The organism is Wolbachia endosymbiont (group A) of Limnophora tigrina, from assembly GCF_964263225.1.
Lineage (GTDB): Bacteria > Pseudomonadota > Alphaproteobacteria > Rickettsiales > Anaplasmataceae > Wolbachia.
Genome location: NZ_OZ181654.1, coordinates 1,133,191 through 1,146,807, shown reverse-complemented (window position 1 = coordinate 1,146,807; position 13,617 = coordinate 1,133,191). Strand labels below are relative to the sequence as shown.

The window sequence follows — 13,617 nt, the reverse complement described above, 5'->3', positions numbered from 1 at the left end:
TCTAAAAGTCTGTAAAGTTTTCGCTGTGGATAAGCTGAAGAAGATTCACTTATTATTAGTCATGAACGTAATAGCTCTGTTTTGCGTTGGCATTGTTGTTCAATATTCTTCTGCTGGAGGAAAGTGGGCTCCATTTGCAATTCACCAATTGGTCATATTCTCTTTCTTCCTTTTGCTTGCTATAGCTATGTCATTTATAGAGCTAGATTTTTATTTGAAGCACGCTTATTTTTTTTACATAGCAGCAGTAATTGCGCTGTTAGCAGTAAATTTTTTTGGCTCGCATATAATGGGTGCAACGAGATGGATAAGAATTGGGTCAATTAGTTTACAACCATCAGAATTTGTAAAAGTGGGCTTAATACTTGCACTTGCTCGTTATTTTAATAAACAAAGTGTGTATAAAATGATGAAATTTCAAAGTTTATTTAAGCCACTTATAATTATTTTCTTACCTGTATTCCTTGTATTGAAGCAACCTAATTTAGGAACAGCTGTAATAATATTGTTTATAGGAGCATCAATTATATTCACAGCAATAATGGAAAGACCTCATTTAATAATTTTTGGAACGCTTGGCATTTTCGCAATACCAGCTATTTGGCCTTTTTTGCGCCCTTATCACAAGCAAAGGATATTATCATTTTTGGATTCATCAGTAGATCCACTTGGAATAGGTTATAATGCACAGCAATCTCAAATAGCTATTGGTTCAGGAGGTTTGTTTGGTAAGGGGTTTGTTAATGGGAGTCAAACTCAACTTGGATTTTTGCCAGAGAAACGCACAGATTTTGCTTTTGCGGTACTTAGTGAGGAATGGGGGTTCTTAGGCAGCATGGCTTTGATTTTACTCTATACCACATTGCTTGCTATAATATTCTCCATTGCTTACAGGTCAAAAAATTACTTTTCTAAGTTAATATCTATCGGGGTTTTCGCCTTTTTTGGTGCTCATTTCTTTATAAACATTGGAATGACAATAGGCCTATTACCTATAATAGGTGACCCACTTCCATTTCTATCCTATGGCGGAAGCACAACTGCTGCGAGCTTAATATGTATAGGATTGCTACTTAGTTCCGTGACATCTACAAAGGACTTAAAGCTAAGTTTCCGATTTCACCCATAGAAAGAGCTTAGACAACCATCACTCTGCTAATGGTTAACGTCTTATTCTTCAATGAGAGTCCCATTTTACGGTGCTTAAATCTATTCCCTCTTGTACCATTTCCAAAAGTGGGCTCATCTCTCTTAGCCGTCCAACATTTTTAGTAACAAGATCTGCCGCGTATAGAACTTCATCTTTAGTTGTAAATCGGCCAAGGCCAAATCTAATTGATGAATGCTCAAGATCGTGGCCATTGTTTAGTGATCTTATGACATAAGAAGGTTCAAGAGATGCGGATGTGCATGCAGAACCAGAGCTTACTGCTAAATCCTTGATTGCCATGATAAGAGACTCACCCTCAACATAAGGAAAACTTAAGTTAAGGTTACCTGGAATCCTATTTTCGTAATCACCATTTAAAACAACATCAGGAAATGCCTCTTTTATTTTGTTGTACAAAATATCTCTCAACTCTTCTAATTTGCTTGCTTCTATTTCCATTTCTTCTTTAGCGATACGTGCCGCTTCACCAAAACCAACTGCAAGGGGAGTAGGAACTGTTCCAGAGCGCATGCCTCTCTCCTGTCCACCACCACTAATTAGTGGCGTCAACCTAACACGAGGATTTTTTCTACGGACATATAATGCACCTATTCCCATAGGTCCATAAATTTTATGGCTAGAAAGGCTCATAAGATCAATGTTCATTTCATTTACGTCTATTGGAACTTTTCCAAAGCTTTGGGCAGCGTCTGTATGAAAAAATATATTATGCTTTCTACACATTGCACCAATTTCTTTGACAGGTTGCATTACTCCGATTTCATTATTTGCCATCATCACTGAAATCAGAATTGTTTTATCAGTGATTGCCTCCTCAAGTTTCAACAAATCTATAATTCCGTTTTGCTTAACGGACAAATATGTAACTTTAAAGCCTTCATTTTCCAGATGTCGACAAGAATCTAAAACGCACTTATGCTCTGTGCAGACAGTTATTATATGATTTCCCTTATTCTTATAAAAATGAGCAACACCTTTGATAGCCATGTTATTTGATTCGGTTGCACCCGAGGTAAAGACGATTTCTTTGCTGTCTGCATTCACTAAATCAGCAATGTGCTTCCTTGCTTTTTCTACTGCTTCCTCAGCTGTCCAACCAAATGAATGGCTACGAGAGTGTGCATTACTAAACTCACCAAAATAAGGTATCATCACCTCCAAAACACGAAGATCTACTTTAGTAGTAGATTGATAATCGAGAAATATTGGTAATTTTATTTTAACATTGCGTATTTTTTCCACATTCATAGTCAGGTTTCAGCATAGAAGTTACAACATTTAGTAGCACTAAAGCTTAATTTTTTCAAGATATAATCTTGCCTAAATGAAAGTTGTCAGCGCTCTCTCCTACGTTATTCCAGTGTCCCTGTAATGTCATTTTCTATGATCAGTGTTTATGCAGCTAGGTCGAATACGCGCTAGGTAACCCTACTAGTGCTAGCAGCTTCTTGACGCCCATCCATTAAGACTGCTACTCCATCAACTTTAGTACTGGGCTTTAACATCATATATGTAGCACCACCAACTGCTAGTCCTGTTGCTATAACTGCAACCACTGCTATTGGTGTAGAGGGTTTTGACTCAGCTGTAACTATTCCAGTTGCAGAAAGTGCTTTCGCTATTAAAACACCTGATAATGCAGTTGTACTACCGGCAAAAAAACCTTTCGCAATTGCTGATGTACGTTGTTTTTCCTCTTTAGCTAAATTCCTAGAAGCAGTTCTAGCATGATTTTTCACATTAACATAGGAGCCTTCACGTTTTTTTGGCGGAGTAAATACATAATCTCTTCGAATAGCCAAAGATAAAGGTGTCACTCCATAGTCATCTTTTATATTAATATTCGCACCGTTTCTTACGAGAGATTCTACCACGTCTGCATGGCCATTCATAAGAGCTAAATGTAAAGGTGTCCATCCCTCCTTATCTTCTTGTTCATTAATCCTGATTTCATCTTTTTCCAACAGAGCATCTACTACCTCTTTATAACCATTTTCAGCAGCTAAATGTAAAGGTGTCTTTTTATTTTTATCTTTTATATTAACATCTATCCCTTTTGTTACTATTAAAGCCTTTGTCAAGCTCGTATAGCCTAACTTAGCAGTTAAATGTAATAATGTGAATTCATTATCTCCAACTTCAAATTTATAATTTACATAAAAATTACTCTCTTCCCACTGTTTAAATACCTCTTCATTGCTTGCCTTTAGCTCTTCTTTTACTTTTTCAATTACGTTCCTTTTATCTAATTTATTATCACTATTAACCGTACTTAATATTTCCCGCCACTGCTGATAATTTATTGTCATAATTTTTACCCTAATCTTAAATAATTTATTTTAATTTTTAAATAATTAAAATAAGAAATCAATATTTATTTTAAATGAGCTTATAATCGAAATTGTGGGTAGCAAATTATTACCTCTTGGATCACAATGTTCGTATAGCTGCAACCCTGAAGCTACTATCTCTCATCCACTGAAGGTATTGCACAGCGCTATCTACTTGATCGTCGTGGCGGGTTTCTGGAAACATTAAAATCTCATACTCAAAATCGCTGAGCCATACTGCTTGGTATGGCAGAAAAACCTTGCCAGATTCTATTATCGGAACAATCTGGTGGAATCGAGCAAGTTTGCCACCGTGTGGCACTATCCCGATAATAGGTATTGCCTTGAGCTCTTGAATCAATTGCTGACCGCTTGTTTTTGCTTCGATTAAAATTGCGTGTGGCTTCCATCTTGCAGCTAGTGATAGAACTTGTTCTTTAAGTTTTGGATACTCAAGCTTTGCACGGTACACATCGAGTAAATAAAACTTATTATTCACCTTTGTCCAGGTGGTGCAGACACTAAAGCCGCTAGAATCTTTTGTTGAAACAGCAGTGTCCCAGCTCTGAGTTATATGTGAGAGATTGTCAGGAAAATTTCTATAGCGTTTCAACCATTCTTGCTTAATTATACCACTTGAAAGTGGCAGAGGATTTTGTTGATATTGAGCAGCAAAAGCGTAACTCCCAAGTTCAGCCTTTATCATTTCAATTTCTCCTACATCTAGGGGATATAGCAGCTGACCTTCCTTTTTTAAGTATAAAATCCTTGAAGATGTAGCGCCTGTTGAGCTTTTGCACTCATTTGTAGTTACTCGAATAATAGGAACAGGAGAAGGGAGAATTGATCTTTTGATTGAATAGATAATTTCCTTATTTTCAGAGATCATTGGCAAACAAATATGATGCCATATATTTCTTGGTTTGGAGAGAAGATGCCCAGTTAAATCCTCCCTATGTAGTCTGTGCATCACAACAACGATAACTCCTTTTTTCCTGTCATTGAGCCTAGTTACTAAAGTCTGATCAAACCAATTTGTAGCACGTTTTCTAAACGTTTCACTCAAAGCTTGAGAGGAACTCAGTGGATCATCCACAACGATAAAATCACCACCTTCACCAGTTAATGTTCCACCAACAGATGTTGCAATCCTACATCCTCTCTGCACTGTTTGAAATTTATATTTAGTGTTCTGGTCTTTACATAGCTCTACCTCTGGAAATAGCGCTCTATACCAACTAGACTGCATTACGCACCTGGTGTCGAGCGAATGCTTTTCGCTAAGCCGCTGAGAATAGCTTGCAACTATTATTCTTGCAGTTGGCTGATTACCGAGTATCCATGCGGGCCATGCAACACTCACGCACATAGACTTCATTGAGCGCGGAGGGCATATTGAATATTATTCGCTTCACTGTGCCAGTACCTGCTGCTTCAAGCCTGTCTGCTATGATTTTTATATAATGATAATTGTTATACTCACACCCCGGCATTACCGTTTGAAAGCATAGTTCGATAAATTTTAAAAAGTTCATGTTAGTCTCCTATAGTGTTAGTGGAATTTACTTTATGGTGGTGTCAGCCTCTTTGGTTTCATCTCAGCGTCCTTTTTCTTGTCATCCAAGTAGCCCTTTCCTTGTCATTCCAGTGCTTGACACTGGAATCTAGTTTCACCTTATGATGGTGTTATTCAAGTAGCCTCTATCCAAGTGCCCCTTTGGTGTCATCAGAGTAGCTGACACTGGGATGACAGGAAAAAAAGGCATTCTGATGACACTATTTTTTGTACTTTTGCATTCAATATTCGTACAATTATGTGTCAAGCAGTGGAATGACATTATCTACTATGCAAGATGTGAATTATAATAAGAAATGGAAGATATGAACATAACTATACATTCACAAGAAGACTTTGACTTTATGCGTAAAGCTGGCAGGCTTGCAGCTGAAACCCTTGATTTTATTGCACCATACGTCAAAGTAGGCGTAACAACTAATGAATTAAATGATCTATGTCATGATTTTATAATCAATGCAGGTGCAATTCCAGCACCACTGAATTATAAGGGATATCCGAAATCAATTTGTACTTCGAAAAATGCTGTTGTATGTCATGGTATTCCTGATGATAAACCTCTTAAAGATGGAGATATTTTAAATATTGACGTTACAGTGATTTTAAATGGCTGGTATGGTGATACAAGTCGCATGTTTTGGACCGGTAAACCCTCAATAAAAGCAAAGCGTTTGTGTAATGCTGCCTACAATGCGCTAATGGAAGCGATAAAACAAGTTAAGCCCGGCAATAAGTTAAATGAAATAGGATTTGCTATAGAAAAATATATTGAAGATTTTGGATATTCTATCGTACGCAATTATTGTGGACATGGCATAGGAAAGGTTTTTCATGCTCCACCAAATGTTGTACATTTTTATGATGAAGGTGAGGATCTTATCTTAAAAGAAGGCATGTTTTTTACGGTAGAACCAATGATCAATGCTGGAAAACATGAAACTCTTCTCAGCAAGCTAGATGGCTGGACAGTGACAACACGTGATCTTTCACTTTCTGCACAGTTTGAGCATACGCTTGGAGTCACAAAAGATGGAGTTGAAATATTTACACTATCACCTAAAAATTGGCATTTTCCACCTTATGATTAGATTTTTTAAACACTTGGTTTTTGAAAAAACCTAACTCTTAACTTGTGATATAGCAACTAACCCAATTAGTGCACAGAAAATCATGTAAAAACTTGCTAAAGTTCCTTGTCCTGTAACTTTGATAATAGTTGTGCATATAAATGGTGCAAGACCACCAAAAAATCCCGAAGCTATATGTGTCCGTTCAGCAGAGCGGCAAAATAAGGTAGACAAAGCAAGATAATAAAGATAATCATAGGGTAAATATGAGGTAATATGGTAAACCTTTTAGAACTCTGCAAAAATTTACAGCAAAAAATAGAAAAGTTAGAAGCAAAAATAGAAAGATTGGAAAGAGAGAATGAAAGTTTAAAAGCAGAGCATGAGGCTTTAAAGATAGAGAACGCTGAATTAAAGGAAAGGCTAGGTTTAAATTCAAAAAACTCATCAATTCCCAATTCAAAAGAATTATACAAAATGAAAAAGGAAAAGCCAAAAAGCGAAAGAAAGATTGGTGGTCAAGTTGGGCATAAGGGTAATTATCGTGCTAAAATGGAAGCAGATGAGGTGATAAAGATAGAGTTGTCACCTACTTGCGAATGCGGAGGGAAGATTGCAATATGCGAAAAACCTTATATTCATCAGAAAGTAGATCTTCCGGAGATTAAGGCTTATGTAATGGAATATCAGTTGGAACATGGCCGTTGTCAGAGATGCGGAAAAAGAAGAAGTAGCAAGTTACCAGAGGGTGTTACGCCAGATACATTTGGCCCAAGGGTTAAGTCAGTAGTTGCAGCACTCAGTGGGTTTTATAAAAATTCAAAGCGCGAAGTAGCTAGCATCATAAATGATATCTTCAATTTGAACATAAGCGTCGGTAGCATATCAAATAGTGAACATAGAGTTGCTTCAAAATGCAAAAAAATGTATGAGCAGATCGAACAAGAGATAAGTAGGAGTAAAGTTCTACATATTGATGAAACGAGCCATTATAACAAAGGTAAACTCGCTTGGTGTTGGATGTTTGCAAGCAATACGGCAAGTTTTGTGAAGTTGACAGAGTCAAGGGGAATGAAAGTTTTAAAAAATAGTGTATGCTGCAATCGTAATAGCTTGGTAGTAACCGACAGATATGCAGCATACAACTACTTTGCTGATGAAAGAAGGCAAATCTGTTGGGCACACTTAGCAAGGGATTTTGAAAGATTAGCGCATAGTTGGAAATTTGAAGTTAAAGTTCTGGGCTGTTACTTGAGAAATGTAGCCACTGAGTTATTTGCACTGAAAAAAGCTTTACTAAAAAATGAGATAGATGTTTCAAGATTTATTAGACGTGCCAAGAAATTGCGAAAACGTACAAGGTATTATTTGAAGGAAATATCTCGCTTACCTGAAGCAATTGGAGCGTCTCGAGTTGCAAAGAATATTTTGAAATCTGAAAGAATGATGTGGAAATTTTTAGATGACCCAGAAAATACTCCGCTGACAAATAATCACGCTGAACGGCAAATACGGCATTATGTCGTTTATCGCAAAAATTCATATTTTACACAATCAGAACGAGGAAACTCATTCCTTGAGCAAATAATTTCGTTATACTTAACATGGAAACAGAGGAGGCTAAACCCTTTTCACAATCTTCTATCTATCGTTTCTTAAACCACTCTGCTGAACGGATACAGCTATATTTCTTGATAAACCAAATCCACTGTATCGTACCTTTATTGGGAATAATTCGCACATAAACGCGCTAACAGGACCAAGAGAAGCAGCTATTGGGATTAAAAAAAGAACGTGCGCCATTATGGTGAGCAAATTATTACCACTTAGTATCATTGAAAAAACTGGATAACTTACTACTATAAAAGTTACAAATGCAAATTTCATGACTCTTTCTCTCCCTACCTTATCAGAAAGTATTGCAAATAGTATAGTCAATCCTCCAAGTGCAACCTGATTCAATATTTCTACTGCGTGATTAAAGTGAGTGTTTATTGTTGATGCAAGTACATTAAAAAACACTAAATATATGTAAAGAGATGCATTCTCAACTATGTCAACTCCAATTGATATTAGAAAAGGTTTTTTATAGCCATTTAACAGTTCTTTTAACGGTAATTCATGTGGCTTTTCCTGCTTTTTATATTCTGGGCTTTCATCGAGTATATATCTCATATATATACTGATTAATCCTATTACAAAACTGAAAATAAAAGGCAATCTCCATCCCCAAGATTCAAAATCGGATACTTTTTTGCATATAAGCACCACTATAAGACTTAATATTGAGCCAAGAATTGCGCTCAATACTTCAATACTGCCAAAGAATCCTCTTTTATTTTTAGGAGCATGCTCTATTAAAAATGGGGCATTTCCTGCCTCTCCTCCAAGAGATATACCCTGCAATAATCTTAAACATACCACCAGTACTGATGCGAGTACCCCAATGTTCTGATAGCCTGGAACAAATGCAATAAGTACGGTTGATAGAGTCATCAATATGATAGAGAGAAATAGAGCAATCCTTCTTCCATATTTATCGCCAATGTGGCCAAATATAGCAGCACCAATTGGTCTTATTAAGAAACCCACTGCAAACACTCCAAAAGCTTTAAGTATGCTGACTAATTTGTCGTCTGATGGAAAAAACACATCTCCGATTATGCTTATTAGATGGCTGAAAAGCATGTGATCATACCACAACAAAGTGTTACAAATTAAACTTGATAGTATTACTTTTGTTATTTGTTGCACGAAATCTTCCGTAATTTGTTTGATATTATAGTAATATTACTTACTTTTTCAAACGTGAATTATGTAAATGTTATATTAATAATATTATCTTATTAAATTTTTATATCGTTGATTATATTTAAATATTCTTATACTATACCTATATATTTCCATATATTTTTTGGCGAGAAAGTTATTTTAATTTAAGTGCACAAAGTCTCTTGATATGACACATACTCCAGTTTTGTTAAAAGAGATGCTACTTCAATTAGCACCACAAAGTGGTGGCATATATGTAGATGCTACATTTGGGGCTGGAGGATATAGCAAAGCAATATTGGAATCCGCTGATTGCAAAGTGTATGCAATTGATAGGGATGAAACAGTTACCAAATTTTATGATGATCTGAACGTTAAATACCCTGATAGAATAAATCTATTTATTGAGAAATTTAGTAATATTAAAAATTTATTAGATAGTAATAATATTAAAGGTATCAATGGAATAGTTTTCGACGTTGGAGTTTCATCTATGCAGCTTGATAATGGAGATAGAGGATTCTCATTTCTACGTGATGGCCCACTTAACATGAGCATGGATAACTATTCTCATATGAATGCTTCGACGTTTGTTAACGCTTTACGTGAAGAAGAGATTGCGAACACTATATATAATTATGGGGGTGAGCGTCATTCTCGTAAAATCGCAAGAGCGATAGTAAATGCGCGGAAGAAGAAAATTATCAAAACTACATTTGAACTTGCGGATATTGTACGTTCTGTAGTGTTTCGTGGAAAAAGCAAGATTGACCCTGCAACTAGGACATTTCAGGCAATCAGAATATGGGTAAATGATGAGCTAGGAGAGCTTGAAAAGGGTATTAAAGCTGCATCTGAGATTTTAAGTGAAAACGGCAAATTAATTGTAGTTACCTTTCATTCTCTAGAAGATCGTATAGTTAAAACCCTTTTTAAAGATTTGTGTGAACCAGGACCTACCAAGACATTCTCCCTTTTAAACAAAAAAGTGATTAAAGCAAGTGCGGAAGAAATAAATGCAAATCCGCGTGCGCGCTCAGCAAAATTAAGAGCTATACAGAGGTTGTCATGAGAACCTTCTGTATTATTTCAATAACTATGTTTTTATTATAGGGTTATTTAAGGTAAAATTACATGTCCACTCACTAAATAAATAGCTAACACAAATAAAACGTGAAATTAATTTAGTGCAAAGCAACATAAAAGTTCTTCAAGCAGAATGAAGTTATTTGAGTAATCCAAAAGGGGCTTGTAAAGCTTATGGAGAAATATATAAAAAAATAACTCTTTGATACTAGGTAGCCAGGTTCGACTATCTAAATGACCTTAGTGTGTTAGCAAAATCATAGTAACGATTAGGTTTAGGTTTTTAGATAAACACACTACGATAAAACTTACTTTGATACGAAATTATTTGCATAAGATTTTGGCAGTCTTTTAACATCTTTTGGCATTTCAATTGTGTACTTTGTGTTGTGTTTCTTTGCGTAAGATATTGCTTTTTGAAGAGAATCAAACTTTAATACAATCTGTTTTTGGGGATCTTTTGAGCCAACCCATCCCATCAAAGGTTCAATATAGTAAGAACAAGGCTCAATTTTTAGGTACCAGAATTTTGTATTACCTAAGCCAGATTGTGTTGCAGTTTTTGTTGGCTTATAAATCTTAAAAACTACTTGATCGTTAATACTCATAGCTCTTACTACGTAATCTTAAGTATATATCTAAATAAATTTTTCCACAAAGAATTAGTGTGAAAGAATGAAGTTTGAAATAAATATTTTTATGTTATATTATTAAATTATATAAAAAGGATTAGCTGAATAGGAGTAATCGATGGCACAGCAAGAAATGGTAACAATTAATGCAGAGTTACGTGATGTAAAAAAAAAGAAAGCGATTCAGGTTCTGAGGGAGAAGGGAAGTATACCTGCAGTTATATATGGTAAAGGGCATGATAACGTAAATTTGACATTGTCTGCGAAGGAATTTACTAAACAATATAAATCAGGTGCTCTTTCTGCACATTTAATAGAACTAGATATTTTAGGGAAAAAAGAATATGCTCTTGTTCGTGATATTCAATGGCATGTAGTAAAGGATACTGTGCAACATGTTGATTTTCAGTTTGTTGATAAAGGTAGTGAAATTAAAATAGATATACCTTTATCATTCATCAATGAAAGTAAATCACCAGGAATCAAATTAGGTGGAGTGCTTAATGTTTTGTGTCGTTCTATTACTGTCAAATGCTCTCCTGAGAAAATACCTCAAGTCATAGAAATTGATTTGTCTGGCAAAATGATTGGTCAGTCTATACATATCAATGATGTAAAATTGCCAGAAGGTGTTAAATTTGTAGCTCATGAGGAAGAAAATTTCACCATTGTAACAATCTCTGCTGCTGATAGTGATGTTGAAGAGCCTCAAACAAAAACAGAGGAGTAGTGCATTTAATAGCTGGGCTTGGTAATCCTGGTAGTAAATATGAATTAACTCACCATAATATTGGCTTCATAGTTATTGACGCAATTCACAAATATTGGAATTTTCAGTCATTTTCTAATAAAGCTGATTACTTGATAACCTCTGGCATAATTAATAATAATAAAATCATGCTGATAAAACCTTATTCATTTATGAATAATTCAGGTATTCCTGTTGCAAAAATAAAAAATTTTTACAAATTATCGCTAGACAATATTGTTGTCATACATGATGATGCTGACTTAAAATTCGGAAGAATAAAAGTAAAAAAAGGTGGTAGTTCTGCTGGACACAATGGACTTAAGTCTATAGATAGCTTTATTGGTAACGATTATTGGCGTTTGAGATTTGGAGTAGGTAGGCCTGAAAATCGGAAAAGCTTAGCAGATTATGTATTATCAAAATTTGAAAATTTTGATAATGTTATCCTCTTAGTGGAAAAAATAGCAAAAAATATACACCTAATGCTACAAGGAGATATCTCAGCTTTCATCAACTCGGTTGAGAGAGTGTGAAATATAGCAATTGAACAGGACATCCTATTCAATATAAAACTTGTATCCGTTCAGCAGGGTAGCAAAATAAGATAGACAAAAATATAGGAACAAATAGTCAGTGTGCAAACACACAGTGTCCGTTCAGCAGAGCGGCAAAATAAGGTAGACAAAGCAAGATAATAAAGATAATCATAGGGTAAATATGAGGTAATATGGTAAACCTTTTAGAACTCTGCAAAAATTTACAGCAAAAAATAGAAAAGTTAGAAGCAAAAATAGAAAGATTGGAAAGAGAGAATGAAAGTTTAAAAGCAGAGCATGAGGCTTTAAAGATAGAGAACGCTGAATTAAAGGAAAGGCTAGGTTTAAATTCAAAAAACTCATCAATTCCCAATTCAAAAGAATTATACAAAATGAAAAAGGAAAAGCCAAAAAGCGAAAGAAAGATTGGTGGTCAAGTTGGGCATAAGGGTAATTATCGTGCTAAAATGGAAGCAGATGAGGTGATAAAGATAGAGTTGTCACCTACTTGCGAATGCGGAGGGAAGATTGCAATATGCGAAAAACCTTATATTCATCAGAAAGTAGATCTTCCGGAGATTAAGGCTTATGTAATGGAATATCAGTTGGAACATGGCCGTTGTCAGAGATGCGGAAAAAGAAGAAGTAGCAAGTTACCAGAGGGTGTTACGCCAGATACATTTGGCCCAAGGGTTAAGTCAGTAGTTGCAGCACTCAGTGGGTTTTATAAAAATTCAAAGCGCGAAGTAGCTAGCATCATAAATGATATCTTCAATTTGAACATAAGCGTCGGTAGCATATCAAATAGTGAACATAGAGTTGCTTCAAAATGCAAAAAAATGTATGAGCAGATCGAACAAGAGATAAGTAGGAGTAAAGTTCTACATATTGATGAAACGAGCCATTATAACAAAGGTAAACTCGCTTGGTGTTGGATGTTTGCAAGCAATACGGCAAGTTTTGTGAAGTTGACAGAGTCAAGGGGAATGAAAGTTTTAAAAAATAGTGTATGCTGCAATCGTAATAGCTTGGTAGTAACCGACAGATATGCAGCATACAACTACTTTGCTGATGAAAGAAGGCAAATCTGTTGGGCACACTTAGCAAGGGATTTTGAAAGATTAGCGCATAGTTGGAAATTTGAAGTTAAAGTTCTGGGCTGTTACTTGAGAAATGTAGCCACTGAGTTATTTGCACTGAAAAAAGCTTTACTAAAAAATGAGATAGATGTTTCAAGATTTATTAGACGTGCCAAGAAATTGCGAAAACGTACAAGGTATTATTTGAAGGAAATATCTCGCTTACCTGAAGCAATTGGAGCGTCTCGAGTTGCAAAGAATATTTTGAAATCTGAAAGAATGATGTGGAAATTTTTAGATGACCCAGAAAATACTCCGCTGACAAATAATCACGCTGAACGGCAAATACGGCATTATGTCGTTTATCGCAAAAATTCATATTTTACACAATCAGAACGAGGAAACTCATTCCTTGAGCAAATAATTTCGTTATACTTAACATGGAAACAGAGGAGGCTAAACCCTTTTCACAATCTTCTATCTATCGTTTCTTAAACCACTCTGCTGAACGGATACAACACACAGCTATACGAACATTGTGACAATTTGCGTAACAAATGGTGTCATCCCAGTGCTTGACACTGGGATCCAATTTTTCATTTAAGCTCATTGTGTCC

Annotated in this window: 11 protein-coding genes and 2 pseudogenes; 7 read left to right on the top strand and 6 right to left on the bottom strand. The window is 35.5% G+C overall.

The window, feature by feature from the left end; all coding sequences use genetic code 11:
- Positions 1-25 precede the first annotated feature (25 nt).
- Entirely contained in the window at positions 26-1,129 is a 1,104-nt protein-coding gene (gene rodA, locus ACE38P_RS05275; protein ID WP_029237648.1) for a rod shape-determining protein RodA, read from the top strand.
- Between the two features lie 48 nt (positions 1,130-1,177).
- Here the strand turns inward: rodA and ACE38P_RS05270 are convergent, their stop codons facing one another.
- The 3 genes and pseudogenes from ACE38P_RS05270 to terL all read right to left on the bottom strand — a co-directional run bounded on the left by ACE38P_RS05270 (position 1,178) and on the right by terL (position 5,036).
- The gene (locus ACE38P_RS05270; protein ID WP_374699643.1) at positions 1,178-2,419 is read right to left on the bottom strand and encodes an IscS subfamily cysteine desulfurase; all 1,242 of its coding nucleotides are present in this window, start codon (positions 2,417-2,419) and stop codon (positions 1,178-1,180) included.
- Between the two features lie 170 nt (positions 2,420-2,589).
- Entirely contained in the window at positions 2,590-3,480 is an 891-nt protein-coding gene (locus ACE38P_RS05265; RefSeq protein WP_374699642.1) for an ankyrin repeat domain-containing protein, read from the bottom strand.
- 121 nt (positions 3,481-3,601) lie between these two features.
- Positions 3,602-5,036: pseudogene (terL, locus tag ACE38P_RS05260) on the bottom strand (phage terminase large subunit).
- A 346-nt stretch (positions 5,037-5,382) separates the two neighbouring features.
- On the opposite strand from terL, the gene map reads away from it, so the two are divergent.
- Complete coding sequence (map, locus tag ACE38P_RS05255; protein ID WP_010403864.1) at positions 5,383-6,165, top strand: type I methionyl aminopeptidase; 783 nt, start codon at positions 5,383-5,385, stop codon at positions 6,163-6,165.
- Positions 6,166-6,195: 30 nt separating this feature from the next.
- On the opposite strand, the pseudogene ACE38P_RS05250 reads toward map, so the two are convergent.
- Positions 6,196-6,342, bottom strand: a pseudogene (locus ACE38P_RS05250) (MFS transporter); the annotation flags it as partial.
- Positions 6,343-6,420: 78 nt separating this feature from the next.
- On the opposite strand from ACE38P_RS05250, the gene tnpC (ACE38P_RS05245) reads away from it, so the two are divergent.
- Positions 6,421-7,803 (top strand): IS66 family transposase, encoded by a 1,383-nt coding sequence (tnpC, locus tag ACE38P_RS05245; protein WP_374699286.1) that lies wholly within the window; start codon positions 6,421-6,423, stop codon positions 7,801-7,803.
- On the opposite strand, the gene ACE38P_RS05240 is transcribed toward tnpC (ACE38P_RS05245), so the two are convergent.
- Positions 7,786-8,898, bottom strand: coding sequence for an MFS transporter (locus tag ACE38P_RS05240; protein WP_374699641.1), 1,113 nt, complete (start codon positions 8,896-8,898; stop codon positions 7,786-7,788). The genes tnpC (ACE38P_RS05245) and ACE38P_RS05240 overlap by 18 nt on opposite strands.
- A 205-nt stretch (positions 8,899-9,103) precedes the next feature.
- On the opposite strand from ACE38P_RS05240, the gene rsmH reads away from it, so the two are divergent.
- Positions 9,104-9,988, top strand: coding sequence for a 16S rRNA (cytosine(1402)-N(4))-methyltransferase RsmH (gene rsmH, locus ACE38P_RS05235; protein WP_374699640.1), 885 nt, complete (start codon positions 9,104-9,106; stop codon positions 9,986-9,988).
- A gap of 322 nt (positions 9,989-10,310) precedes the next feature.
- On the opposite strand, the gene ACE38P_RS05230 is transcribed toward rsmH, so the two are convergent.
- Complete coding sequence (locus ACE38P_RS05230; RefSeq protein ID WP_374699639.1) at positions 10,311-10,610, bottom strand: ETC complex I subunit; 300 nt, start codon at positions 10,608-10,610, stop codon at positions 10,311-10,313.
- 142 nt (positions 10,611-10,752) lie between these two features.
- Here ACE38P_RS05230 and ACE38P_RS05225 point away from each other — a divergent pair, with 142 nt between their 5' ends.
- The 3 genes from ACE38P_RS05225 to tnpC (ACE38P_RS05215) all read left to right on the top strand — a co-directional run bounded on the left by ACE38P_RS05225 (position 10,753) and on the right by tnpC (ACE38P_RS05215) (position 13,495).
- Positions 10,753-11,364 carry a 50S ribosomal protein L25/general stress protein Ctc gene (locus ACE38P_RS05225; RefSeq protein ID WP_374699638.1) on the top strand — a complete coding sequence of 204 codons (612 nt, stop codon included), beginning with the start codon at positions 10,753-10,755 and terminating at the stop codon, positions 11,362-11,364.
- Entirely contained in the window at positions 11,364-11,918 is a 555-nt protein-coding gene (pth, locus tag ACE38P_RS05220; RefSeq protein ID WP_374699637.1) for an aminoacyl-tRNA hydrolase, read from the top strand. The genes ACE38P_RS05225 and pth overlap by 1 nt, the downstream gene beginning before the upstream one ends.
- 194 nt (positions 11,919-12,112) lie before the next feature.
- Positions 12,113-13,495 (top strand): IS66 family transposase, encoded by a 1,383-nt coding sequence (tnpC, locus tag ACE38P_RS05215; RefSeq protein ID WP_374699286.1) that lies wholly within the window; start codon positions 12,113-12,115, stop codon positions 13,493-13,495.
- Positions 13,496-13,617 lie beyond the last annotated feature (122 nt).